The 25,598-nt window shown below is 61.8% G+C and carries 21 protein-coding genes; 15 read left to right on the top strand and 6 right to left on the bottom strand.

Going from position 1 to position 25,598, the window contains the following annotated elements:
• Window position 1: 1 nt before the first annotated feature.
• Genes AB4Z19_RS26545 through AB4Z19_RS26520 form a run of 6 tightly spaced genes read left to right on the top strand, consistent with a single transcriptional unit; the run spans window position 2 to window position 7,442 of the window.
• Entirely contained in the window at window positions 2-1,225 is a 1,224-nt protein-coding gene (locus AB4Z19_RS26545; protein ID WP_442022075.1) for a TIGR04063 family PEP-CTERM/XrtA system glycosyltransferase, read from the top strand.
• Window positions 1,222-2,340 carry a glycosyltransferase family 4 protein gene (locus AB4Z19_RS26540; RefSeq protein WP_442022053.1) on the top strand — a complete coding sequence of 373 codons (1,119 nt, stop codon included), beginning with the start codon at window positions 1,222-1,224 and terminating at the stop codon, window positions 2,338-2,340. The genes AB4Z19_RS26545 and AB4Z19_RS26540 overlap by 4 nt, the downstream gene beginning before the upstream one ends.
• Window positions 2,337-3,701, top strand: coding sequence for a phenylacetate--CoA ligase family protein (locus tag AB4Z19_RS26535; protein ID WP_442022051.1), 1,365 nt, complete (start codon window positions 2,337-2,339; stop codon window positions 3,699-3,701). Before AB4Z19_RS26540 ends, AB4Z19_RS26535 begins: the two co-directional genes overlap by 4 nt.
• The gene (locus tag AB4Z19_RS26530; RefSeq protein WP_442022049.1) at window positions 3,698-5,020 is read left to right on the top strand and encodes a putative O-glycosylation ligase, exosortase A system-associated; all 1,323 of its coding nucleotides are present in this window, start codon (window positions 3,698-3,700) and stop codon (window positions 5,018-5,020) included. Before AB4Z19_RS26535 ends, AB4Z19_RS26530 begins: the two co-directional genes overlap by 4 nt.
• The gene (locus AB4Z19_RS26525) at window positions 5,007-5,990 is read left to right on the top strand and encodes a polysaccharide deacetylase family protein (protein WP_442036595.1); all 984 of its coding nucleotides are present in this window, start codon (window positions 5,007-5,009) and stop codon (window positions 5,988-5,990) included. Before AB4Z19_RS26530 ends, AB4Z19_RS26525 begins: the two co-directional genes overlap by 14 nt.
• Window positions 5,991-6,005: 15 nt before the next feature.
• Complete coding sequence (locus AB4Z19_RS26520) at window positions 6,006-7,442, top strand: lipopolysaccharide biosynthesis protein (protein ID WP_442022045.1); 1,437 nt, start codon at window positions 6,006-6,008, stop codon at window positions 7,440-7,442.
• On the opposite strand, the gene AB4Z19_RS26515 is transcribed toward AB4Z19_RS26520, so the two are convergent.
• Entirely contained in the window at window positions 7,443-7,754 is a 312-nt protein-coding gene (locus tag AB4Z19_RS26515) for a hypothetical protein (RefSeq protein WP_442022073.1), read from the bottom strand.
• Window positions 7,755-7,805: 51 nt separating this feature from the next.
• Here AB4Z19_RS26515 and AB4Z19_RS26510 point away from each other — a divergent pair, with 51 nt between their 5' ends.
• Together AB4Z19_RS26510 and AB4Z19_RS26505 are read left to right on the top strand one after the other, a co-directional pair.
• The gene (locus AB4Z19_RS26510; protein ID WP_442022043.1) at window positions 7,806-8,075 is read left to right on the top strand and encodes a MoaD/ThiS family protein; all 270 of its coding nucleotides are present in this window, start codon (window positions 7,806-7,808) and stop codon (window positions 8,073-8,075) included.
• 1 nt (window position 8,076) lies between these two features.
• The gene (locus tag AB4Z19_RS26505; protein ID WP_442022041.1) at window positions 8,077-9,162 is read left to right on the top strand and encodes a WD40/YVTN/BNR-like repeat-containing protein; all 1,086 of its coding nucleotides are present in this window, start codon (window positions 8,077-8,079) and stop codon (window positions 9,160-9,162) included.
• On the opposite strand, the gene AB4Z19_RS26500 is transcribed toward AB4Z19_RS26505, so the two are convergent.
• Window positions 9,159-9,761 (bottom strand): TetR/AcrR family transcriptional regulator, encoded by a 603-nt coding sequence (locus AB4Z19_RS26500; protein ID WP_442036593.1) that lies wholly within the window; start codon window positions 9,759-9,761, stop codon window positions 9,159-9,161. The genes AB4Z19_RS26505 and AB4Z19_RS26500 overlap by 4 nt on opposite strands.
• 83 nt (window positions 9,762-9,844) lie before the next feature.
• Between AB4Z19_RS26500 and AB4Z19_RS26495 the strand changes: the two genes are divergently transcribed.
• Window positions 9,845-10,864 (top strand): MBL fold metallo-hydrolase, encoded by a 1,020-nt coding sequence (locus tag AB4Z19_RS26495; protein ID WP_442022037.1) that lies wholly within the window; start codon window positions 9,845-9,847, stop codon window positions 10,862-10,864.
• A gap of 40 nt (window positions 10,865-10,904) precedes the next feature.
• Window positions 10,905-11,885 carry a TonB family protein gene (locus tag AB4Z19_RS26490; RefSeq protein WP_442022035.1) on the top strand — a complete coding sequence of 327 codons (981 nt, stop codon included), beginning with the start codon at window positions 10,905-10,907 and terminating at the stop codon, window positions 11,883-11,885.
• Here the strand turns inward: AB4Z19_RS26490 and AB4Z19_RS26485 are convergent.
• Together AB4Z19_RS26485 and AB4Z19_RS26480 are read right to left on the bottom strand one after the other, a co-directional pair.
• Entirely contained in the window at window positions 11,882-12,205 is a 324-nt protein-coding gene (locus tag AB4Z19_RS26485) for a hypothetical protein (protein WP_442022033.1), read from the bottom strand. The genes AB4Z19_RS26490 and AB4Z19_RS26485 overlap by 4 nt on opposite strands.
• A 141-nt stretch (window positions 12,206-12,346) precedes the next feature.
• Entirely contained in the window at window positions 12,347-14,797 is a 2,451-nt protein-coding gene (locus AB4Z19_RS26480; RefSeq protein ID WP_442036591.1) for a TonB-dependent siderophore receptor, read from the bottom strand.
• Window positions 14,798-14,991: 194 nt separating this feature from the next.
• Here AB4Z19_RS26480 and AB4Z19_RS26475 point away from each other — a divergent pair, with 194 nt between their 5' ends.
• From AB4Z19_RS26475 to AB4Z19_RS26455, 5 genes are all read left to right on the top strand, one after another.
• Window positions 14,992-15,951, top strand: a complete 960-nt coding sequence (locus AB4Z19_RS26475) for a LacI family DNA-binding transcriptional regulator (RefSeq protein ID WP_442036589.1) — start codon at window positions 14,992-14,994, stop codon at window positions 15,949-15,951.
• A 74-nt stretch (window positions 15,952-16,025) separates the two neighbouring features.
• The gene (locus AB4Z19_RS26470) at window positions 16,026-18,338 is read left to right on the top strand and encodes a glycoside hydrolase family 65 protein (RefSeq protein WP_442026066.1); all 2,313 of its coding nucleotides are present in this window, start codon (window positions 16,026-16,028) and stop codon (window positions 18,336-18,338) included.
• Window positions 18,335-18,958, top strand: a complete 624-nt coding sequence (gene pgmB, locus AB4Z19_RS26465) for a beta-phosphoglucomutase (protein WP_442026067.1) — start codon at window positions 18,335-18,337, stop codon at window positions 18,956-18,958. The genes AB4Z19_RS26470 and pgmB overlap by 4 nt, the downstream gene beginning before the upstream one ends.
• Before the next feature lie 31 nt (window positions 18,959-18,989).
• A complete protein-coding gene (locus tag AB4Z19_RS26460; protein ID WP_442026068.1) occupies window positions 18,990-20,249 on the top strand; it encodes an MFS transporter in 1,260 nt (419 codons plus the stop codon).
• Window positions 20,249-21,265: a substrate-binding domain-containing protein gene (locus AB4Z19_RS26455; RefSeq protein ID WP_442026069.1), complete on the top strand. Its 1,017-nt coding sequence runs from the start codon at window positions 20,249-20,251 to the stop codon at window positions 21,263-21,265. The genes AB4Z19_RS26460 and AB4Z19_RS26455 overlap by 1 nt, the downstream gene beginning before the upstream one ends.
• Here AB4Z19_RS26455 and AB4Z19_RS26450 read toward each other — a convergent pair.
• On the bottom strand, window positions 21,234-22,139 hold the full coding sequence (locus tag AB4Z19_RS26450) for a hypothetical protein (RefSeq protein WP_442026070.1): 906 nt from the start codon (window positions 22,137-22,139) through the stop codon (window positions 21,234-21,236). The genes AB4Z19_RS26455 and AB4Z19_RS26450 overlap by 32 nt on opposite strands.
• Window positions 22,140-22,255: 116 nt before the next feature.
• Window positions 22,256-25,549, bottom strand: coding sequence for a fused isobutyryl-CoA mutase/GTPase IcmF (gene icmF / locus AB4Z19_RS26445; protein ID WP_442036587.1), 3,294 nt, complete (start codon window positions 25,547-25,549; stop codon window positions 22,256-22,258).
• Window positions 25,550-25,598 lie beyond the last annotated feature (49 nt).

Raw genomic sequence — 25,598 nt, 5'->3', positions numbered from 1 at the left:
TATCCGTATCCTGCATGTGCTGGACCATTCGATTCCGCTGCACAGCGGCTATACCTTCCGCACGCGTTCCATCCTGCAGGCGCAGCGCGCGCTGGGCTGGGAAACCTATCACATCACCAGCCCGAAGCAGGGCGATGTCAAGGCGGCACGCGAAGAGGTGGATGGTCTGGCTTTCTACCGCACGCCACCTGCCCGCGGTGCGCTGTCCAAATTGCCGGTGCTGAACCAGCTGGCAGTCATTGACGCACTGGCCACGCGCCTGATGGAAGTGGCGAAGGAAGTGAAGCCGGATGTGATCCACGCTCACTCGCCCGCACTGAACGCTGTGGCGGCCCTGCGCGTCGGCCGCAAGCTGGGCATTCCCGTTGTGTACGAGATCCGCGCCTTCTGGGAAGACGCGGCCGTGGACCACGGCACCAGCAAAGAGTGGGGGCTGCGTTACCGCCTCACGCGCGGCATGGAAACCTGGGCGCTGAAACGCGTCAATGCCGCCACAACGATCTGCGAAGGGCTGCGCGCCGAAATCATCAGCCGCGGCATCCCATCGCAAAAGATCGAAGTGATTCCGAATGCCGTCGATATCGGCGATTTCAGCACCGACGGCGTGCGCGACGAAGCGCTGGCGCAGCAGCTTGGCCTGGAAGGCAAGACAGTGCTGGGCTTTATCGGCTCCTTCTACGCATACGAAGGGCTGGATATTCTGCTCAATGCACTGCCTTCCATGCTGGCCAAGCGCCCGGAGATCCGCGTGCTGCTGGTCGGTGGCGGTCCGCAAGACGCGGCCTTGCGCCAGCAGGCGAAAGACCTTGGTGTTACGGACCAGGTGATTTTCACCGGCCGCGTGCCGCATAGCGAAGTGCAGCGCTATTACAACCTGGTCGATGTGCTGTGCTACCCGCGCCACAAGATGCGGCTGACCGATCTGGTGACGCCGCTCAAGCCGCTGGAAGCCATGGCGCAGGGCCGCCTGATGGTGGCGTCCGACGTCGGTGGCCATAAGGAATTGATCGAAGACGGCCGCACCGGCGTGCTGTTCAAGGCGGGCGATCCACAAGCCCTGGCGGAAAAAGTGCTGGCGCTGCTGGACGCGCCGCAGCAATGGGCGGAATTCCGCCAGCGCGGCCGCCACTTTGTCGAAGCGGAGCGCAGCTGGGCCGCCAGCGTGGCGCGCTATCGGCGCGTGTACGGCGGCATCGTTTCGCCAGCCATCGCGGGCGTGTCATGACGCAGGCGGCACAAGTCGCCTTGCGCATTGGCCTGGTAGGTCCGCTGCCGCCGCCCTCGGGCGGCATGGCCAATCAGACCTTGCAGCTTGCATCCCTGCTGCGCAGCGAAGGCCTGGAGGTGGAAACCATCCAGGTCAATGCACCTTATCGTCCGGCCTGGGCCGAGAAACTCAAGGGCGTGCGTGCCGTATTCCGTCTCGTGCCTTACCTGGCATCGCTGTGGCGTGCCGCCGGGCGCGTGCAGGTCTTTCATGTCATGGCCAACTCCGGCTGGTCGTGGCATCTGTTTTCGGCACCGGCAATCGTCATTGCGCGGCTGCGCGGGACGCCAGTGGTGGTCAATTACCGGGGCGGCGAGGCCGATACCTTCCTCTCGCGCTCTCAAGGCGCCGTGCGCGCCACGCTGTCGCGCGCCAATGCACTGATCGTGCCGTCCGGCTTCCTGGAGCACGTGTTCGGCAAGTACGGCTTCGCTGCGCAGATCGTCCCCAACATCATCAACCTGGAGCGCTTCAGCGCGGCGCAGGAACCAGCCCCGCCACAGGCACTGCGCCTGCTGGTCGCGCGTAATCTGGAAGCGATCTACGACAATGCCTGCGCACTGCGCGCACTGGCCATCGTGCGCAAGACGCATCCGCATGCTACGCTGGTGATTGCCGGTTCCGGGCCGCTGCGCGCGGAGCTGGAAGCGCTGACCGCGGAGCTGGAACTGGAGGATGCCGTCACGTTTACGGGCCGTGTCGATAACCACGGCATGGCCACCCTGTATCGTAATGCCGACGCCATGCTGAACTGCAGCCTGGTCGACAATATGCCGAACTCCGTGCTGGAGGCACTGGCCTGCGGCGTACCCGTGATCAGCACCAATGTTGGTGGAGTACCTTATCTGGTGGAGGACGGCCATACCGCGTTGCTGGTGCCGCCGGCGTCGCCGCAAGCGATGGCGGATGCCATCCTGCGCCTTGCCGCCGAACCTACACTGGCGGCAAGCCTGCGCGAAGCGGGTCAGCGCCATGTGCAGCAATTTATCTGGGCGAATGTGCGCCCGCGCCTGCTGGGCGTCTACCAAAGCGTGCTTGCCCCGCGCGCTGCCAACGCAGTGAGCCAGCCATGATGTACACCGCCCTTGTTTCGAATCTGATCTTCCCGCTGCACGAGCGCCTGAAGCAGCACAGCACGGTCGCCGCGCGCAAGCAGATGGAAGAGTCCCAGTGGTGGCCAGCCACCCGGCTGCACGATCTGCAGCTGCAGCGCTTGCGCCGCCTGCTGCTGCGCGTGCAAAGCAAGGTGCCGTATTACCGCGATCTGTTCGCGCAACTGGGTTTCGATCCCTCGCGCGATCTGCATTCGCTGGACGGCCTGCGCCGCTTGCCATTGACTGATAAGGCGACTATTCGCCAGCACAGCGACTGTCTGAAAGCGGAAGACGCTGTTGGCCTGTCCCGCTTCAACACGGGTGGTTCCAGCGGCGAGCCGCTGATCTTCTACATTGGCAAAGAGCGCGTGAGTCACGACGTGGCGGCAAAATGGCGCGCCACCCGCTGGTGGGGCGTGGACATCGGCGATCCGGAAATCGTGGTCTGGGGCTCGCCCATCGAACTGGGCGCCCAGGACCGCGTGCGCATAGTCCGCGACAAGCTGCTGCGCACCCGCCTGCTGCCGGCCTTCGAAATGTCGGAAGCGAAGCTGGATGGCTTTATTGCCCGCATTCGCGAGCAGAAGCCGCGCATGCTGTTCGGCTATCCCTCAGCGCTGTCGCACATCGCGCGACACGCCAAGGCGCGCGGTCAGCGTATGGACGATCTGGGCATCAAAGTCGCCTTCGTCACCTCCGAGCGCCTGTATGAGGAACAGCGGCAGCAGATCGAGTCCGTATTCGGCTGCCCGGTGGCCAACGGCTATGGCGGACGCGATGCCGGCTTCATCGCCCACCAGTGCCCGGACGGCAGCATGCATATCACGGCGGAAGATATCATTGTCGAAACGCTCGATGCGCAGGGCCAGCCGGTTGCGCCGGGCCAGGCGGGAGAGATCGTCGTCACTCACTTGGCCACGGGCGATTTCCCCTTCATCCGCTATCGCACCGGCGATGTGGGCGTGCTGGGGACCGAACCATGCAAATGCGGGCGCGGCCTGCCGCTGCTGAAAGAGATTCAAGGCCGCAGCACCGACTTCCTGGTCGCACGGGATGGCACGGTGATGCACGGCCTGGCGCTGGTCTATATCCTGCGCGACCTGCCGCAGGTGAAGGCCTTCAAGATTGTGCAGGAAAGCCTGGACCTGACGCGCGTGCAGGTGGTGCTGGAATCGCCGCTGGATGAAGCGCTGCGCGGTAAAATCGTCGCCGGTTTCCGCGCGCGCCTGGGCGCGGCAGTGAATGTGGAAGTGGAGCAGGTGGAAGCCATTGCGCCCGAAAAGTCGGGCAAATTCCGCTATGTCGTCAGCAAGGTAGAAACGGGGAAAACAGGAACATGAGGGACATACTCGTCACCGTGCTGGTGTTCGCATCGATACCCTACATCTTCAAGAAGCCATGGTTCGGCATGGTGATGTGGGTCTGGATCAGTGTGATGAATCCGCACTCGCAGGGTTGGGGCTTTGCACGCGAATTTCCGTTTGCCGCGATTATCGCCGGCGTGACCGTGCTGGCCATGGTGGCCAAGCCCAAAGAGATCAGGATGCCGATGTCGCCCGTGGTTGCGGCGCTGATGGCCTTCATATTGTGGATGTGTGTCAGTTCAGCCTTTGCAATCAATGTGGAACAGATTGGGCCGCAGCTGATCAAGGTGCTGAAGATCATGGGCATGACCCTGGTCGTCATGATGCTGGTGCGCACGCGCCAGCACATCGAGTGGATGATCGGGACGATTGTGTTCTCAATCGGCTATTACGGCGTGAAGGGCGGCCTGTTCACTATTCGTAACGGTGGCCAGTACCGCGTGTGGGGGCCATCCGGCACCTTCATCGACGGTAACAACGAGATCGCCCTGGCGCTGATCATGATTGTGCCGCTGATGATGTACTTCATTCCATCCATCCCGAACAAATGGGGCCGCCGCGGCATGTGGGCTTCGATCGGCCTGTGCGCACTGGCTTCGCTGGCCTCCTATTCGCGCGGGGCGGCGATCGCCATGGCGGCGATGGTGCTGTTCCTCTGGATGAAGAGCAGCAACAAGGCGGTACTGGGTGCGATTATCGTGGTGGCCGCTCCGCTTGTGCTGGTTTTCATGCCGGAGCAGTGGCACAGCCGTATCGATACCATCAACACTTATGAGCAGGACAGCTCGGCGATGGGCCGTATCAATGCCTGGCAGATGGCCATGAATCTGGCGGCGGAACGTCCGCTGACGGGCGGCGGATTCGAGATCTACGATCCGCAGGTGTTCCAGAAATACGCGCCGATTCCGGAAGATGTCCATGCGGCGCACAGTATCTACTTCCAGGTTCTGGGCGAGCATGGCTACGTGGGCTTGCTCATTTATCTGCTGCTGTATTTCTACACTTGGCGATGTGGCACTTGGGTGATCCGGCATGCGGCGCACGTTCCTTCGCTGGACTGGGCGACAAGGCTGGCACGGATGATTCAAGTAAGTATTATCGGCTTCATGGTGGGCGGAGCATTCTTAAGCCTGGCCTACTTCGATGTTCCGTATTACCTGATGATGGCCATGGTCGCCATCCGCGAACTGGTGGCGAAGCAGCTGAACGAACGCAGGACCGAAGCAGCCGAAGCGGCGCGCATTGAACGCGACCGGGAAAAAGAACTGCAGGGAGACGCCCGTGAAGCGATCTGAGGGCGGCGTGCCTTTGCTGGAAAAGGGCTTGCTTGGCGTGCTGTCGCCTGGTGGATCGCGTGGCCTGTCCATCCTGATCTATCACCGCGTGCTGCCGCAGAAGGACCCGCTGTTCCCCGATGAAGTGGATCGTGCAGAATTCAGCGCGCAACTGGCGCTGCTGAAATCGCGCTTCAACGTGTTGCCACTGCAAGAGGCGATCAAGCTGACCCGCGCCGGCAAGCTGCCGCGCCGTGCCGCCTGCATCACCTTTGACGACGGCTATGCCGACAACGCGGAAGTGGCCTTGCCTGTGCTGCAGCAGCATGGCCTGCACGCCACCTTCTTTGTCGCCACCGGTTTTCTGAACGGCGGCCGCATGTGGAACGACAGCGTGATCGAGACCGTGCGCCTTGCGCCGGACGGCGTGCTCGATGCGACGTCGCTGGGACTAGGAAGTCATCCGCTGTACACGATTGCCGACCGCCGCCGTGCTATTCCGGCCCTGATCGGCCAGTTGAAATATCTGCCGATGGAAGAACGCCTGCAGCAGGTGAATCGCCTGGCCGAACTGGCAGGCACACCGCTGCCCGACGATCTGATGATGACCACCGCCCAGCTGCACAAGCTGCAGGCGGCAGGCATGGGCATTGGCGCCCACACGGTGAATCACCCCATCCTGGCCAAGCTGCCGCCGGAACAGGCGCAGCGCGAAATCGCAGAAGGCAAGCAGGCGCTGGAAGCCATGCTGGGTGCACCGGTATCGCTGTTCGCCTACCCGAACGGCAAGCCGGGCGAAGACTATCTTGCCGAACATGTGGACATGGTGCGCAGCCTCGGCTTCGAGGCCGCCGTGTCCACCGCCTGGGGCGCAGCGCGCAAGGGGCCGGACCTGTTCCAGCTGCCGCGCTTCACGCCATGGGACCGCAACCCGGTGCGCTTCGTGCTGCGTCTGGCACGCAATCTGACGCAGGATGCGGCGCGAGTATAAACAAGGATTGATTGAATGAGTTTGAATGCGCAAGTCCTGACGGGCCTGAAATGGACGGCAGGTGCTAAATTCGGTGGCCAGATCCTGACCTGGGCCATCACCATTATCGTCATGCGCTTGCTGTCGCCGGCGGATTACGGCCTGATGGCGATGGCGACGGCTGCAGCCTCTCTTCTCGGCATGCTGGCCGAACTGGGACTGGGGCAGGCGCTGGTGCAGGCGCAGGAAATCAGCACGCGGCAGCTGCGCCAGGCAATGGGTTTCTTCACCCTCATCAACGTCAGCCTGTGCCTGATGCAGTGCGCAGCCACGCCTTTCCTGACCTCGTTCTACTCGGAACCGAAGCTGGGTCCTGTGCTGTACGTGATGTCGCTGCAATTCCTGCTGGTCCCGCTGGGCATGATTTCGGAAGTGCAGATGGAGCGCAAGCTGGAATACAAGAAGCGCTCGCTGGTTGAGCTGAGTGCCGCCATCCTGGCCAGCGTGACCACTCTGGTGCTGGCGCTGACAGGTTCTGGCGTATGGTCGCTGGTGCTGGGTAATCTGGCCGGCGTTGTGTGGCGCACGGTGGCACTGAATATTGCCGAACCTTTTCCGCATCTGCCGATCTTCAAATTCGACGGCATGCGGCCGCTGCTGGCTTTCGGCGGCATGATGATGCTGTCGCGCTGCCTGTGGATGTTCTATGTGCAGGTGGACGTGATGATTATCGGCCGCGTCCTCGGCGGCAAGGTGCTGGGTGCGTACTCGGTGGCCATGCACCTGGCGTCGCTGCCGGTGCAGCGCGTGACGGCCATCCTGAACCAGGTCGCCTTCCCGGCACTGGCGCGCTTCCAGGACCAGCGTGAACTGATCCGCCAGCAGCTGCTCAAGCTGTTCAGCCTTCTGAGTTTGATCGCCTTCCCCGTTTCCTGGGGCATGTCCGCCACCGCCAATGAAATCGTACTAGTGCTGCTGGGCGAGAATTGGCAGGACGCCGTCTTCCCGCTGCGCGCACTGACGCTGATGATGCCGTTCCGTACCATGGTCGGCTTCCTGCCGACGGTGACGAACGCCATCGGCCGTCCGGAAATCGGCTTTTACAACGGCATCGTCAACTGCATCATCATGCCACCGGCCTTCTACATCGGCTGTCAGTGGGGCATTATGGGTGTGGCGATGGCATGGCTGATCGCTTATCCGATTACGCTGTTGATCAACGCCCACCGCATGCTGTCGGCGGTCGAACTGACAATGGGCACCGTGGCCATGCGTATAGCGCCTGCGGTCGCTTGCGGCGCCACGATGTATGTGGCCGTGGAGGCGCTGCGCCGCGCCATGGACGGCAAGGCCGTCCACCTGACAATGCTGGTGACGGAGATCGCGGCCGGTGCGGTGGTCTACATGGTCGCCACCTGGACCTTCAACCGCGGCACCATGAGCGATGCATTGAAAGTCTTCGGGAAGCGCTGATCATTCTTCTTTGCCTTTGCGCAGGCGCATCAGCAGCGCCTCGGTCTGCTCGTTCAGCGGCAGGCCGTGGCGGCGCAGCAGCTGGATGTGCAGCACCATATTCTCCAGCACCAGCTTGGCCGCTACCGCCAACAAGGTCATGCGGCGGTCTTCTTCGCTGAAGCTGTCCATCGCGTCGGCCATTTCGCACAGGTGGCTCGCCACCAGGCTGCGTAATTCATCCTCCTTGAAGGGGAGGTCGGCGAAATCGATCGGGTCTTCCTGCTCCACTTCGTGCATCAACACTTCGAGATCTTGCTGGGTAATCGGCATGCGCGGCTCCCATAGTTCGCCTGGCTTCATTTTAGCGCTAGAATCTGGCGCATGGCGCAGATCATCTTCACCCAGCAGCTGGCTCGCTTCCTGCCCGTGCCCACCTTGAGCACGCAGGCAGTGGATTTGCGTGCGGCCCTGGATGGCGCCTTTGCGGACAATGCACGCCTGGGCGCCTATGTGCTGGACGACCAGGGCCATTTGCGCGAGAACGTCGTCATCTTCATTGACGGCAAACGCACGCGCGACCGCGAGAAACTGGACGACCCGCTGCAACCCGATTCCAAGATCTACATATTGCAGGCACTTTCAGGAGGCTGACATGGCAGACCGTGCATACGTGGCGACCCGCAAGGGCTTGTTCGAACTGGAAAAGCGCAATGGCGAATGGGCCATCGGCGGCATCCACTTCCTCGGTGAACCGGTCAGCATGGTGCTGCACGATGCGCGCGACGGCGCGCTGTACGCGGCGCTGAATCTCGGCCACTTCGGCGCCAAGCTGCATCGCCGCGATAAGGGCGTCACCGAATGGAAGGAAATCGCGGTGCCGGTGTATCCCGAAAAGCCGGCGGACAGCGAGGACAAGACGGCGTGGTCGCTGAAACAGATCTGGTCCCTGGAGGCGGGCGGCGTCGACCAGCCGGGCGTGCTGTGGGCCGGTACCTTGCCCGGTGGCCTGTTCCGCTCCAATGACCGCGGCGAAAGCTGGCAGCTGGTGGAGTCGTTGTGGAACCAGGAGTCGCGCCCGAACTGGTTTGGCGGCGGTTATGACGTACCGGGCATTCACAGCATCTGCGTCGATCCGCGCGACAGCCAATCGGTGCTGGTGGGCGTGTCCTGCGGCGGCGCGTGGCTGACGCAGGATGGCGGCGCAACTTGGCAGCTGCGTACCAAGGGCATGGCTGCGCGCTATATGCCGCCCGAGATGCAGGATGATGGTCCCGCGCAGGACCCGCACCGCATCGTGCGCAGCGCCGGCGATCCCGATAAGCTCTGGTGCCAGCATCACTGCGGCATCTGGTACTCGACCGACAATGCGCAGACCTGGGTGGAAGCGCAGGCGCCGCTATCGAGTTTCGGCTTTGCAGTGGCCGTGCATCCGCAGGACGGCAGCAAGGCGTGGTTCGCGCCGGGCGTGGCGGACCAGCAGCGCGTGCCGATTGATGCCGCGCTGGCGGTCAACCGCACCAGCGATGGCGGGGCGTCCTTCGATACGCAGCGCAGCGGACTGCCGCAGGAGCATTGCTACGACCTGGTGTATCGCCACGGTCTGGCGGTGGCCGAGGATGGCAAGACGCTGCTGATGGCGTCCACCACGGGTGGCTGCTGGCTGTCGGATGATGGCGGCGAACACTGGCAGACCATCTCCACCACGCTGCCGCCGGCTTACGCCGTGCGCTTCGCTTAAACGGCGAAGTAGCCGAGGAACATATCGACGGCGGTCGTGATGATCGCCTCCTGCTGGTCTTCCGCCAGCGGCGGCTGGCCCATGGCCACCTGCGGCCAGAAGGCAAAACTTTTCAGCAGACCCTGCAGGGTCATGGCGATAAAGGCGGGATCGCCCGCTTTCAGCTTGCCGTCCGCCTGGGCTGCACGCACGAAGACCGCCACGCCTTCTTCTTTTGAGCCCAGCTTGGCCACCATGTCCAGCGCCCGTTGCGGGCTGTGGACCGCTTCGGCAATCGCCACCCTGGCCAGATCCAGGAAGTAGGGATCACGCAGCAGCATCATTTTCTGGCGCATCAGCTCCAGAAGCTGCGCGCGCAGCGGCTGGCTGGACTGATAACCGATCGCATTCAGCGCCGCACTGCAGTTCCACAGCTCCAGCAGGATCTGCTCGAACAGCTCGTCCTTGGAAGGGAAGTGGTTGTAGACGGTGCGCTTGGATACGCAGGCCGCCGCCGCGATGCGGTCCATGCTGGTGGCTTCGAAGCCGTTGGCGCGAAATTCCCCCAGCGCGGCCTCGATGATGGCAGCGCGTTTGCGGTCGGTCAGTTTTTCGTTCATGAGTGAATTTTACACCGGGGAGTTTACTTTTCAAAAAATAGAAACTACACTGTGTAGTGTACTTTCCACACACGGAGTGTTCCATGTCCAGCCTGACCCTGAAGCGTCCCGCAATTACTACGCCATCCCTGCGCCGGGGTGGCAAATTCCGCAATGCCGCAGCCATGCGCAAGATGGGCGTTAGCCAGACCTTGAAAATCATGTGGAAGGTGTTATTCGACAAACCGGACGATACGGTGCCTCGCTACGAGATCGGAGTGCGAGCGCTCACTAGCGTTGAATTGGCTGCTGCGCCTGACAATACGCTGTACCGCCTTGGCCATTCCACAGTGTTGCTCAAGCTGAACGGCGAACTGTGGCTGACCGATCCGGTGTTTTCGGAGCGCGCCTCGCCCGTGCAGTGGGCTGGTCCGGCACGCTTCCATCAGCCGCCCATCGGCATCGACGAATTGCCGCCGATCAAGGGCGTGATCCTGTCGCACAACCACTACGACCACCTCGATTACGCGGCCGTGCGCAAGCTGGCGGCCAAGACCGAGTTCTTCATCACTCCGCTGGGCGTGGGCGATACGCTTGTTAAGTGGGGCATCCCCGCCGAAAAAGTGCGCCAGCTGGACTGGTGGCAAACCACCAAGGCCGGCAGCGTCACCCTGACGTCCACTCCGGCCCAGCACTTCTCCGGCCGCACGCCGTTCGACGGGAACGAGACGCTTTGGTGCTCCTGGGTGATCCAGAGCGGCGAACAGCGCATCTTCTTCAGCGGCGACTCAGGCTACTTTAAGGGCTTCAAGGAAATCGGCGACCAGTACGGTCCCTTCGACCTGACACTGATGGAAACCGGCGCCTACGACCCGATGTGGCCGGACGTGCACATGCAGCCCGAAGAAACCATGCAGGCCCACATCGACCTGCGCGGCAAAGTCCTGATGCCCATCCACAACGGCACTTTCGACCTCGCGATGCACAGCTGGCACGACCCTTTCGAGCGCATCAGCGAGCTGGCCGCCGAGCGCAAGCAGGAACTGGCGACGCCCGCCATCGGTGAAGCGCTCGATATCGCCGCGCCAACTGGCACCACGCAATGGTGGCGCACGCACGAGTAGGCCGCTACAATGGCGTGCATAATTACCTTTTTGATAATTCATGCACACCAAACTTCTGCTGGTAGCCCTTCTCTGCACCTCTGCCTGGGCGGACGAAGGCCGCGTCGCCGATCCGGTCCGGACCAAGGCGATCACGGTTGATCTCAACAGCTGCCCCAAGCCGGTGTGGCCGCAGGAATCGCTGCGCCGCGAAGAGACGGGCCGGGTCACGCTGGCTTTCCTGATTGGTTTGGACGGCACGGTGCTGGAGTCGAAAGTCGTGACCTCCAGCGGCCATCCGCTGCTCGATTATGCGGCACGCGACGGCCTTGAAAAGTGCAAGTTCACCCCGCCATCCCAGGTCGGCCGCACCCAGCCGGAATGGATGAAGATGCAGTATGTCTGGACGCTGGAAGGCGCACTATCACCCGAACAACAAGCGGCAAGGCGCGCACGAGTGCTGGCCGAGGCGGAGCAGGGCGATGCCGAAGCGCAGTTCAAGGCTGCCGGTGTGTTACTGGCGTCGGAACCGAAAGACCCTGTCAAAGCCGTCGAATTACTGCGCCTGGCGGCAGAGCAAGGCCATGTGCGTGCCCAATTGGCGCTGGCCTATCAGCTGACCATGAGCAAGGATGGGCCGGATCTCGCTGGTGCCGAGGCTTGGCTGCGCCGCGCAGCGGAAAAGAATTCAGCCGAGGCGCAGCTTGCGCTGGGCCAGTTCCTGCAAATGCAAGGCCGGGACCCCGCCGAAGCCCGCGAGTGGCTGCGCAAGTCCGCCGCGCAAGGCTCGCCTGCCGGGCAGGCAATGTATGCGGCGATCCTGATGCGCGACGATGCTGGCGTGGCGGAAGCGATCCCCCTGCTGGAGCAGGCGGCGGAAAAGCAGAACCGCTATGCCCAGTACCAGCTGGGCCAATGTTACGCCGACGGCCGCGGCGTCGAGCGAGACAAGGAAAAGGCCCAGCGCCTGTTTGAGCGAGCCGCAGCTGCTGGCTTCCCGCCAGCCACGCGTGCCTTGCTCGCCCTGAAAAGCGCGCCTTAGGCTACTTCGTCAATAAACTTGCCGATGGTCTGGCCCAGCGTGTTGACGGTGGGCGTCTTGGCTTGCAGGCTGGGCGGGACCTGAATTTCGATTGCGCTGTCGAGGCGCGGAGTGGGCAGGGTTGGCGTCGCCGCCGCCTGAGCCTGGGCGCTGTCGCGCTGGGTGCGGGACAGGGTTTGGTTTTCCGTGTCGAGTTCGGCGCGGCTGGCGTCCAGCCGGTCCTCATCGCGTGCCACCTGGGCGCGGCTTTCCTGGACCTTGCGCTCGGCAACGGCCACGGCGGACTGCAATGAGTTCAGGGAAGTCAGGGAAACGGCCACGATTTCACCTCAAAAGGACCCTTTCGGGCACCAATCTCAGGTTAGGCCATCTTTATCGAAAAGGCAATCGCCCAAAAAAAGGGGCAGCCCGGCCTTGGATTCCGTGCTGCCCCGAGGGGAACTACAAGGGAACAGAAACTTTTAGAAGCGGTACATCAGAGACGCTTCCCAGGTACGGCCAAACAGCGGACGTGCATTGATCGGGCCGGTGCCGCCGGTGGTCAGGCGCGAGTTACCTTCAGTCAGGCCCAGTTCGTTCGACAGGTTGGTGCCGGACAGGCGCAGTTCGATCTTTTCGCCAATGGTGAACAGGGCGCCCGCGTCCACCGTCTTGTAGGACGGCAGATACTGCAGGTTGGCCTGGTCAGCCCAGCGCGAGCCGATGTAGGTGTAGGTACCGTACAGCTTCACAGCATTGCCGTCGCCAAACGGGATGCGATAGGTCGGCGTGAAGCGGAACTGGTACTTCGGCTGGCGCTGCACGCGTTTGCCGTCGGTGTCAGGATTGTCCTTGTACTTCGAATCCTGCCAGTCGCCGGTCAGGGTCAGGGTCAGGTCGCGGATCGGACGCACGGCCAGTTCGAATTCCACACCATCACCCTTGGAACCGGAGATCGAATTCAGGATCTGGCCATTCGCCAGAATCTGCTGGAAGGCGATACCTTCGAAATCGGTGTGGAAGTAGTTGATGTAGGCGCTGTACAGCGGATTGGCGGTCTTGAAGCCCACTTCATACTGCTTGATCTTCGGCGTCGGCAGGATGCCGCGGTCGTCGACTTTAGCCTGGGTGCCGGTGTTGCGCAGATCGTCAAACGCGACGAAGGTGTGGCCCTGGTTGGCGCGCACAAACACGCTCATGTCCTGCGCCAGCTTGTAATTGCCGCCGATGGTGAAGGAGTTGGCGGTGTCGGTGCGGGTCAGCGCCGTGTTCGAGCCGTTCGGCATCGAGGTATTGTTGTTGTACACGGTCAGCGGGTTGTTGTCCGTGTCGGCGCTGGTCAGGTTGGAAATGGTGGCATCCAGTTTCTGGCGCTCGCGGCGCACGCCGCCATCGATCTTGATGCGGTCGTTCACCTTCCATTCGTTGGCGATGTAGAAGGCGGTATTGCTGCCGTCATAGCTCGCCACCGGCGCGTAGAAGACATTGCCGTCGGTACCGTTCTTCGACACGATCACGCCGTTGTTTAAAGTGACGTTGATCAGGCGCGCGTTCGGCACGGCGGTCATCAGGTGGCTGTTACCCAGATACCACACATCGTCCGACGAGTAGTTCGCGAAGTAGCCACCGATGGTGACGGTGTTGTCCTTGATCCATTCCTTGCTGACGCGGATTTCGTCGGTGAACGATTGCAGTTTCTTCTGCACCGCCCACAGGCCAGCCTGCACCACTTGCTGGTCGCCCGACACTGGCGTGCCGTCCAGGTAGGTTGCGGTAGCGACGGTGCCGCCATTGGCCTTCAGCGCGGCGGCGTTGTAATCGGACATCTTCAGCGGATTATTACCCGTGAACATGGCCACGGTATTCAGATCGCCGTCGAAGTAGTTGAACTTGTTGGATACATTCCAGCCCTGCAGGTTCTGGTCGAACTCGGCGCCGAACACGGTGGACTTCAGGCCGCGGCCATCGCCCAGGTCGAAGTTCAGGGTCTTGCCCGGCGCAGCTTCCACGGTGAAGCGGCGCATCTCGTTGCTCATCAGGGTGCCCTTGAGCGGATCGAAGCCGGGGAATTCGCTGATGGTGTGGCCTTCGTTGCTGGAGATCAGCGGCACGCCCGTGTAGAAGGCGTTCTTGTCGTCGGTACGGCGCGCATACAGGGTCAGTTCGCCCTGGTCCAGCTTGCGGGTAAGGGTGGCGGTGATCTGGCCGCCTTTGTCGGCCGGGAAGCCGGCGTCGCGCACGCCATTGGTGTTGCGGTAGAAGCCGCCGATGGTGCCGTACCAGCCGTCGGAGATCTTGCCGCCGTAGAACATGTCGACCCGGCGCAGTTCACCGGTGCCGGTGGTGAAGCGGATCGAACCTTCCGGGGTGTCGGAACCTTTCTTCAGGATGAAGTTCATGGTCGCGCCCGGCTGGCCGCTGGAGAAAATGGTGCTCGGACCGCCGCGCAGCACTTCGACGTGGTCGATGGTGTCATCCAGGCGGAAAGCGGAAGAACCCTCGAAAAAGGACAGGGTTGGCACCGGATAAATCGGATTGCCCTGCATTTGCACGGACACGAAAGGCGAGTCGGAACCCGATGGGAAGCCGCGCACCTCGATATTGGCGCCGGACTGGCCGCCGGTCGCTTCCGCATACACACCAGGCACCAGCTTCATCACGTCAGCGGTGCTGCTTGGCGACGCGGATTTGAGTTGTTCTTCGGTCGCGGTGGTAATGGAGAAGGCGGAATCGAGTTTGCGCACGCCGCGCGAGGCGGCCACGCCGGTCACAACCACTTGTTGCACTTCTTGCTGCACTTCCTTGGCTTGCGGCTGGGATTCAGCCGAAACCTGGGCTTCGGGTGCTTGATCGGCCGCTTGCACTTGATTGACCAGGGTCAAAACGGCAAGGGAAATCGAGGACAGCAACAGCTTCTTTTGCGGGGTCTTCATGTGGTGTCTCTTCTTTCGTGTTATGTGGTTCGGCTCCAAGGTCTAATCATTGAAACAAGAAATGATATCGATGTCAATCAAAATGATATCGATGTCATTTTTTGCGACACATTGGAAAATGGCGAATAAAACCTGTCATAATGCATCCGCCGAACCGTTTCCCAACTGAGTGATTGATGGCTGTGAACAAAACAATGGAAGATCTCGCCAAGCTGGCCGGGGTCTCGAAAATCACTGTATCCCGTGCGCTGCGCGACAGCCCGCTCGTGACGGAAGAAACACGGCAGAAGGTTCGTGCCATTGCCGAAGCTCAAGGTTATCGCTTCAATGTGAGCGCTCGCAATTTGCGCATGGGCCGTTCTTATTCGGTGGCGGTTGTTGTAGAAATGACACCCGCCAAGGGCCGGCCGATGTCCGATCCTTATCCGATGGAATTATTGGGCGGCATTACGCAGGAGCTGACCACGGCCGGCTACAGCGTGGTGCTGACCTCGAAACAGCTGCTGGATACAGCCCCGGTGCAAGGCGCGGATGGCTTGATCCTGCTGGGGCAGGGTTCGCACGGCGAGGCGGTGAAGACGCTGCAGAAAACCGGCCTGCCGCTGGTGGTGTGGGGCGCGCCCGAACCGGGCTCCAGCAGCATCGTGGTGGGGAGTGACAACCGCAAGGGCGGCGCCAGCGTGGCGCACCGCTTCATCGAGCTGGGCCGCAAGAAGCTGGTCTTTCTCGGCGACGTGGACCATGCGGAGGTGCAGGAACGCTGCGCCGGCTTCATCGATGAGATGGGCGGGCAGGGTACCGTGCACATCATCCGTCCGAAGGCCTTCACCTTCGAGGCGGGCTTCGACTGCATATCGGCCCTGCTGAAAAAGAAGGGCCAGGCCTTCGACGGCGTGTTTGCCGCCAGCGACTTGCTGGCGATGGGCGCGATCCGTGCGCTGGCCGAACGTAACCTGCGGGTGCCGGAGATTGTTTCCGTCATCGGCTACGACGACACGCCGGGCGCGGCCAGTTTTGTGCCGCCGCTGACCAGCGTGCACCAGTATCTGCGCGACGGCGGTGTGCTGTTGGCGCGCAAGATGCTGGACTTGATGAACGGCCAGCCGGTGACGTCCGAGACGCTGCCGACCACGCTGACCGTCCGCCAGACCTGATTTCCCGTTGAAAGCTTAAACGATAACGACACGCCGCGAATCCAAACCGGTTTGAATCGCGCAAAAGGACGAAGATGCAACATACCTACCCACTCGATGCCTGGTGTATCCGCGAAACTGCCTTCGATACGGCGTCCAACTTCCTGGACGAGACCCTGTTCGCTCTCGGCAATGGCTACATCGGCTTGCGCGGCACGCTGGAGGAGGGCTATTCCGGCCCGGCCGGCACTTCGCTGGATGGCAGCTACCTGAATGGCTTTTACGAGTCCGAGCCGATCACTTATCCCGAGGCCGCCTACGCGCTGGCCAAGACCAACCAATTCATGCTGAACGTGCCGAACGCGAAGGGCGTGGCGTTGTGGCTGGAAGATGAGCGCTTCGACATGCTGACCGGCCAGGTGGAAGACTACGAGCGCAAGCTGGACTTCCGCACCGGCGTGCTGGAGCGTTCGCTGGTCTGGACTTCGCCGCAGGGCCGGCGCGCGGCGATCCGCACGCGCCGCCTCGTCAGTTTCGCCAACAAGCATCTGTTCGCGATCGAGTTTGCCGTCACGCCGCTGAATTTCTCGGGCGAGGTGAAGCTGGTGTCGTCGATCGATGGCGCGGTGAAAAATCAGGAAGCGGGCGATGATCCACGCGTGGGTAGCGCCGTGAGCGGCCCTGTGCTGCATCTGCTGGGCGCCGAGCTGGAGCCGAATTTTTGCGCGCTGATTCAGCGCACGCACAACAGCGGCTTCATGCTGGTGTCCGCCGCGCTGAACGACATCAGTGCACCGCACGAGCAGGGCGCCGCGCAGGACGAACTGCGCCTCGAACAGATCTATGTGGTGCCTGCGACGCAGGGTAGCGAAATCCGCCTGCACAAGTACGGCAGCTATTACAGCTCGCGCGACTATGCGGAAGGCGAACTGCCGCAGCGCACGCGCGACACGCTGAACGCCGCACGCGCCACTGGCTTCGAGGCGCTGGTCGCGGAACAGGCCGGCTACCTCGCCGACTTCTGGGCGCAGGCCGACGTGGAAATCGCTGGCGACGACGCACTTCAGCAAGGTATCCGCTTCAACCAGTACCACCTGCTGCAATCGGTGGGCCGCGATGGCAAGACCAATATCTCCGCCAAGGGCGTGACCGGCGAGGGCTACGAAGGCCACTACTTCTGGGACACCGAGATCTACATCTTTCCCTTCTTCCTATACAACAAGCCTGAAATCGCGCGCAAGCTGCTGGAGTACCGCTACGCCGGCCTGCCGTTCGCGCGCGAGCGTGCGCGCCAGATGTCGCACACCAGGGGCGCACTCTACCCCTGGCGCACGATTGCAGGTGAAGAGTGCTCGGCCTACTTCCCGGCCGGCACCGCGCAGTACCACATCAACGCGGACATCGCTTACTCCATCAAGCTGTACATGGAAGCGACGGGCGACGAATCCTACCTGCTGCAATACGGCGCCGAGATTGTGATGGAAACCGCGCGCATCTGGACCGGCATCGGCAGCTACAACCGCGACGGGCGTTTCGTCATCAACGAAGTCACCGGACCGGATGAATACACAGCGCTGGTCAACAACAACTACTACACCAATGCGATGGCGCAGATGCACCTGAACTTCGCCGCATCCATCGCCGAGCGTCTGTCGTCGCAGAATCCGTCCGAATTTTCGCGCATCGCGGCGGCCGTGCAGCTGGATGCAAACGAGCCTGCATCGTGGCGCCGTGCAGCGGACCTGATGCTGCTGCCTTACGACGAAACGCTGAAGATCCACGAACAGGACGACAGCTTCCTGTCCAAGAAAGTGTGGGACTTCGCCAACACGCCGAAGGAAAACTATCCCCTGCTGCTGAACTATCACCCGATGGTGATCTACCGCCATCAAGTCTGCAAACAGGCGGACGTGGTGCTGGCGCTGCTGCTCCTGAGCGACCAGTTCACGCTGGAAGACAAGAAGCGCGACTTCGACTACTACGAAGCGGTGACCACGCACGATTCTTCGCTGAGCTCCTGCATCTTCAGCATCATTGCCTCCGAAGTGGGCTACCACGACAAGGCCTACGACTACTTTATGGAGACGGCGCGTCTCGACCTCGACGACACCCACGGCAACACGCACTACGGCGTGCATACTGCGGCGATGGCTGGCACCTGGATGGGCGTGGCTTACGGCTTCGCCGGCATGCGCGTGGTAGAGGGCGATGTGAGCTTCGCACCGACGCTGCCGAAACAATGGCAGCACTACCAGTTCAAGATTCATCTGCATGGCTGCCTGCTGCAAGTGCGCGTCAGCGCCGGCAAGACCGAATACAAGCTGCTGCACGGCGACGTGCTGGCCTTCACCCACCGCGGCGGCCGCGTTGAAATCAGTGCCGCGTCGCCTCTCAAGGAACTGCCATGAAAGCTGTCATCTTCGACCTGGACGGCGTGATTACCGACACCGCCCGTTATCACTACCTCGCCTGGAAACGCCTCGCCGAATCACAGGGCGTGCATTTCGATGAAGCCTTCAATGAGCACCTGAAGGGCATCGACCGCATGGGTTCGCTGGACCTGATTCTTGCTTCGTCTTCGCGTTCATACACGCAGGACGAGAAGCTGGCGCTGGCCCACGAAAAGAATGAGCACTATAAAGAGCTGATCGCCGCCATGTCCCCCGACGATCTGCTGCCCGGCGCCGTGGCTGCGCTGGATGCCTGCCGTGCTGCTGGCCTGAAGATCGGCCTCGCCTCGGTCAGCAAGAATGCCTTCAGCGTGCTGGATATGCTCGGCATCACCGGCAAATTCGACTACGTGGTCGATGCCGCGACCATTGCGCGCGGCAAGCCGGACCCGGAGATTTTCCTGAAGGCCGCGCGCGAGCTGGGCGTAGATCCAGCCGACTGCATGGGCGTGGAGGATGCCGTGGCGGGGATAGCCTCGATCAAGTCCGCCGGGATGTATGCCTTAGGTATCGGCGACCCGCAAGTGTTGCGGCAGGCCGACAAAGTCATACCAAGCCTCGCGCAATTTTCGCTGTAAGCCATAACAATAATAACGATGGAGACAATGAATGAAAAACCAGCGCATCCGCTATATCCTGTTCCTGATCTACTTTAACTTCGCCATCCTGCTGAACAGCGTGGGCACGGTGATCCTGCAGGTCATCAACAACTACAGTGTGAGCAAGTCCGCCGCCAGCGTGCTGGAAGGCTTCAAGGATTTGCCGATTGCGGTCGTGTCCTTTCTGGTGGCCTCTTTCCTGCCGCGGCTGGGCTACAAGAAAGCCATGCTGATCGGGCTTGCGATTGTCACCGTGGGCTGCCTCGCGATGCCCATGGCGCCGAGCTTCCTGACCACCAAGCTGCTGTTCCTGTCGGTGGGCGTGTCGTTTGCGCTGGTGAAGGTGTCGGTGTACTCGACGGTTGGACTGATTGCGGAAGACCGCCGTCAGCATGCCGGCATCATGAATTCGCTGGAAGGATTCTTCATGATCGGTGTGCTGTGCGCCTATTGGGTCTTCAGCTTCTTTATCGATTCCGCCAATCCGAAATCGCAAAGCTGGCTGCACGTATACTGGGTGCTGGCTGGCCTGTGCGTGCTGACCTTCGTGCTGCTGCTGACCACGACCTTCGACGAACACCTTGCCGTGGCGCCCGAGCAGCGCAGCCTGTCGCAGGATTTCGCCGCCATGCTCAAGCTGTTCTTCAAGCCGCTGGTATGCGTGTTCGTGATCACGGCCTTCCTGTACGTGCTGATCGAGCAAAGCGTGGGTACCTGGCTGCCGACGTTTAATAACGAAATCCTGAAACTGCCCGCGGCAATGAGCGTGCAGGTCACCAGCATCTTCGCAGCCTGCCTGGCGGTGGGGCGCCTGTCGGCCGGTGTGCTGATGCGCCGGCTGAACTGGTATCCGGTGATGAACGCCTGCCTGATCGGCATGGGCGCCATCGTGCTGATCGCGCTGCCGATGACGCACGACGTGGTGCTGGGGCCAAACGTCACCTGGTCGAATGCGCCGCTGGCCGCTTTCCTGTTCCCGATGATTGGCCTGTTCATGGCGCCGGTATACCCCGGCATCAATTCGGTGATGCTCAGTTCTCTGCCCAAGCACCAGCATTCCGCGATGACCGGCCTGCTGGTGATCTTCTCCGCGCTGGGCGGCACCACGGGCTCGCTGATTACCGGCTATGTGTTCGGCGCCTTCAGCGGTCACACCGCGTTTTACCTGACGCTGGTGCCGATCACCGTGGTTCTCATTACCTTGTACTTCTTCAAGCGCGCGGTGGATGGCGCAGATGATGGGCTGAACGCGTCCGCTATAATTTTGTAATGAACCTGAAGCGCCTCGCCGACCAACTCGGCATGTCCAAGACCACCGTGAGCCGTGCTCTAAACGGCTATCCGGAGGTGAGCGAAGTCACGCGCGAGCGTGTGCTCAAGGCTGCACGCGAGGCGGGCTATCAGGCGAATCCCATGGCGCGCAGCCTGGCGGTTGGGCGCAGCAATGTGCTGGGGATTATCTATCCGCTGCTACCTGCGGATCTGGGCGATGCGATGTTCCTGAGTGTGGTGGGCGGCATGTCCGAAGCGCTGGAAGCGCGGGCCATGAATCTCATCATTGCGCCGGTGTCGCCGGCCAATGAAATGCCCTCGTATGAGCAGATGGTGCGCGGCAAGCGCGTGGATGGGTTGGTGGTCAGCCGCACGCTGGTGCACGATGAGCGCATTGCCTACCTGAGCCGCGCCGGCTTCCCCTTCATCGCTCATGGCCGCACATCGCTCGATGCGCCTTATGCGTGGTTCGATTACGACAACGAGGCAGGCATCCGCATGGCCGCGGAACGCTTGCTGTCGCTGGGACATCAACGCATCGGTATGGTCAGCGCGCCATTGCAGATGAACTTTGCTGCCCAGCGCCGCGCGAGCTTCCTGGCGACGATGGCCGCGGCGGGCTTGCAATGCGATCCGCGCTGGCTGGCGGAAGACAGCATCGACCGCCGCAGCGGCTACACAGCCATGCAGCAGCTGCTGGCGTGCAGCCCGCGCCCGACGGCGGTCATCGTGGACAACCACCTTGCCGGCGTTGGGGCCGTGCGGGCGCTGCTCGACGCAGGTCTACGCATCGGCGAAGATATTTCGCTGATCGTCTGGGGCAGCCTGGCCGATGCCTTGAGCGACATCGACGTCACCACCATCGACCAGCCGCGCGCGCGCGAAGCGGGGGCCAGGATGGCGGTCATGCTGCAGGCGCTGGTGGAAGGTGCGCCAGCGGCTTCCCTGCAAGAGCTTTGGCAACCCGCGCTGCTGGCAGGAGCTACCGTGGGTAGGCCAGTATCAAACGGTTGATGTAGCGGTCGAATGGCGGCCAGCCCTTGTAGGGTTGCGGTTCGTAGACGTAGGCAAAGCTGCGGAACAGCGAATACTGGATTTGCAGCATGAGGCGCGGCTTCTCCGTCGGCCGCTGACCCTTATGGATGCCCGCCGTATCGACCGCGAAACCGAAACCACGCTGGCCCATGGCCACGATCAGATTCTCCCGGCCATATTGCTGTTCGACTTCGCTGTCGCTTTGCGTATGCAACCGCATTGTCGCACCGGATTTGTGGGTGGATCGCACGTAGACGTGCGGACCATCGCCGGCGCTGACATCGGTCAGATATACCAGCACTTTCAGATAGCGCCAGTCTTCAGAATCGCGATGAAATTGCTGCAGGTCGCGTTGTACGGTTACGGCAGGGAAGGACCAGCGCAGACCCAGTTGAGAAATCGTTGGCTTACAACCGATATAACTGGATGCCATTTCCAGCAGGCGGCGATCATTGGCCAGTTCCAGGATGTGCGGACTGCCGATGATATCGCCCAGGCTGTATTCCGACAGCCGCGCGTGAGGCGGGACGTTGCCGATCGTGTAGCCGGAAGCGCCATCGCCACGGCCTGTCAGTTTCTTGTCCGAGAAGTAGCCATGGATCTCCGCGCACTGGCGGTCGGATAACAAGGGGCCGAGTTCTGCATAGCCTTCGCTGCGCAGAGAGTCGACAAGCTGGTGCTGCGCAAGCGCTGCAGGCTTGGGACCGCTGCCCTGCCGAATGCGTATCCATTGCCGGAACACCGACACGCAAGCGCGGCGCAAGTGCGGCGCCACAACAATGCGCTGCAGATAGTAGAGAAAGCTGTTGATGGGCCGGAAGCCTTGCCCTGGGGTGAGGCGAGCGTATCGCATGGCAGCTCCTCGGAGAGGTATCTTCTCCGAGAATAGCGAGTTGCCCACTACCTCATATTGCGTTAGATCAGAGCTTGAACGGCGCGGGAGGAGCGAGCCTCCCGCGCGTTATGGACTTACATATTGCGGCGATACTGGCCGCCAACTTCGAACAGCGCGGTCGTGATCTGGCCCAGCGAGCAGACGCGGGCAGCGTCCATCAGCTTGGAGAACACGTTCTCGTTGTCGATGGCTGCCTTCTGCAGCGCGGCCAGGGCGGCTGGCGACTTGTCGGCGTTACGAGCGTGGAATTCTTCCAGGCGCGTGAGCTGCGACTGCTTTTCGTCGTCGGTGGAACGGGCCAGTTCGATGGTGGCCGGGGCTTCCGAACCTTTCGGATTGCGGAAGGTGTTCACGCCGATGATAGGCAGCGAGCCGTCGTGCTTCTTGTGCTCGTACAGCAGTGACTCTTCCTGGATCTTGCCGCGCTGGTAGCCGGTTTCCATCGCGCCCAGCACGCCGCCACGTTCGGCGATGCGTTCGAACTCCTGCAGCACGGCTTCTTCCACCAGGTCGGTCAGTTCTTCGATGATGAAGGCGCCCTGATTCGGATTCTCGTTCTTCGCCAGGCCCCACTCGCGATTGATGATCAGCTGGATCGCCAGTGCGCGGCGGACGGATTCGTCGGTCGGCGTGGTGATCGCTTCATCGTAAGCGTTGGTGTGCAGCGAGTTGCAGTTGTCGTAGATCGCGATCAGCGCCTGCAGCGTGGTGCGGATATCGTTGAAGTCGATCTCCTGCGCGTGCAGCGAGCGGCCGGAAGTCTGGATGTGGTACTTCAGCTTTTGCGAACGGTCATTGGCGCCGTACTTGTCCTTCATCGCCACAGCCCAAAGACGGCGTGCCACGCGGCCCAGCACCGTGTATTCAGGATCCATGCCGTTCGAGAAGAAGAACGACAGGTTCGGCGCGAAGTCGTCGATGTGCATGCCGCGCGCCAGATAGGCTTCGACGAAGGTGAAGCCGTTGGACAGCGTGAATGCCAGCTGCGAAATCGGGTTCGCGCCCGCTTCGGCGATGTGATAACCGGAGATCGACACCGAGTAGAAATTGCGCACCTGGTGGTGCACGAAGTATTCCTGGATATCGCCCATCACCTTCAGCGAGAACTCTGTCGAGAAGATGCAGGTGTTCTGGCCCTGGTCTTCCTTCAGGATGTCCGCCTGCACGGTGCCGCGCACGTTCTGCAGCACCCAGTCCTTGATCTTCTGGAATTCGTCGTCGCTCGGCTGGCGCTTGTTCTCTTCAACGAATTTCTCGATCTGCTGGTCGATGGCGGTGTTCATGAACATCGCCAGAATGGTCGGCGCCGGGCCGTTGATTGTCATCGACACCGAAGTGCTTGGGCTGCACAGATTGAAGCCGTCGTACAGCACCTTCATATCGTCCAGCGTTGCGATCGACACGCCGGAGTTGCCGACCTTGCCGTAGATGTCAGGACGAATTGCAGGATCGGCGCCATACAGCGTCACCGAATCGAACGCCGTGGACAGGCGCTTTGCGTCCATGCCGGTGGACACCAGCTTGAAGCGGCGGTTGGTACGGAATGCATCGCCTTCGCCCGCGAACATGCGGGTCGGATCTTCGCCTTCGCGCTTGAAGGCAAACACGCCGGCGGTGAACGGGAAGGAACCAGGGACGTTTTCCAGCATCAGCCAGCGCAGCAGCTCGCCGTGGTCTTCGTACTTCGGCAGCGACACCTTGCGGATCTTGGTGCCGGACAGGGTGTGCTGCACCAGGCCCGTGCGAATTTCCTTGTCGCGGATCTTCACGATGTACTCGTCGCCCGAGTAGGCAGCCTGCATATCAGGCCACTGCACCAGCAGCTTCTTGGCGCCGGCTTCCATCGAGTGATCGCGCTCGATGATCAGGTCATCGAAGTCTGCCACCGATTTGCCGGCCACGGCCAGCATGCGCTTCGATTCCTGCAGCTGCTGGCGTTCGCGCGCCAGTATGACCTGCTTCTGGGTGTTCCTGTGGTAGCCGCGCACGGTGTCCGCGATCTCGGCCAGGTAGCGCGCGCGTGCCGGCGGCACGATCACGTTCTTGCCAGTGCTGAACCGCACATCGGACTTCGGCAGCACGCCGGCTTTGACTTTCAGACCCTTCTCGGCCAGCTTCGGCAGCAGGCCCTGATACAGCGCGGTCACGCCGTCATCGTTGAAGCGCGAAGCCTGGGTGCCGAATACCGGCATTTCTTCCGGACGCTTGGAGAACAGTTCGCGATTGCGCTGGTATTGCTTGGCCACGTCGCGCAATGCATCCTGCGCGCCCTTGCGGTCGAATTTGTTGATGGCGATGAAGTCGGCGAAGTCCAGCATGTCGATTTTTTCGAGCTGGGATGCGGCGCCGAACTCAGGCGTCATCACGTACATGGATACATCCACGTGCGGCACGATGGCGGCGTCGCCCTGGCCGATACCGGAGGTCTCTACGATCACCAGATCGAAGCCCGCGACTTTGGCGGCAGCAATCACGTCAGGCAGGGCCTGGGAAATTTCGGAACCGGCTTCGCGGGTCGCCAGCGAGCGCATGAACACGCGTGCGTGGCCGGCCCACGGATTGATTGCGTTCATGCGGATACGGTCGCCCAGCAGCGCGCCGCCGGATTTGCGGCGGGACGGGTCGATCGAGATCACGGCGATATTGATGGCATCGCCCTGGTCCAGGCGAATGCGGCGGATCAGTTCATCGGTCAGCGAAGACTTACCTGCGCCGCCGGTGCCGGTAATGCCCAGCGTTGGCGTGGACAGGCCTTCCGCCGCCTTGTGGATTTCTTTGACCAGCTTGCCGTCGGCCTTGCCGTTTTCCAGCGCGGTAATCAGCTGGGCCAGCGGACGATGGCGCTGTTCGATGTCGCCATCCTTCAGCGATTTCAGCGAAGTCGGGGAGTAGGTGGACAGGTCGATGTCGCACTGCTGCACCATCCACTGGATCATGCCGGCGAGGCCCATGCGCTGGCCGTCTTCCGGCGAGAAGATGCGCGTGACGCCGTAGTCGTGCAGGTCCTTGATCTCGCTCGGCACGATCACGCCGCCGCCGCCGCCGAACACCTTGATGTGGGCGCCGCCGCGTTGGCGCAGCAGGTCGATCATGTATTTGAAGTACTCGACGTGGCCGCCCTGGTAGGACGAAATGGCGATGCCTTGCACGTCTTCCGCCAAAGCGGCGGTCACGACTTCGTCCACCGAGCGGTTGTGGCCGAGGTGGACGACTTCCACGCCGTTCGATTGCAGGATACGGCGCATGATGTTGATCGAGGCGTCGTGGCCGTCGAACAGGGAGGCGGCGGTGACAAAGCGGACTTTGTTCGCGGGCTTGTACTGTTCCGGCTCGGAGGAGAGTTTCTTGGCGGAGGCGATGTCGTTCATTGGGAATCCTTGGAACGGTAGATTTTTCATTATATGACGTTTACGTTAA

The organism is Pseudoduganella sp. RAF19 (assembly GCF_052114165.1).
In the GTDB taxonomy this organism is placed as follows: domain Bacteria; phylum Pseudomonadota; class Gammaproteobacteria; order Burkholderiales; family Burkholderiaceae_D; genus Rugamonas.
This window is presented reverse-complemented; position numbering and strand designations above follow the sequence as displayed.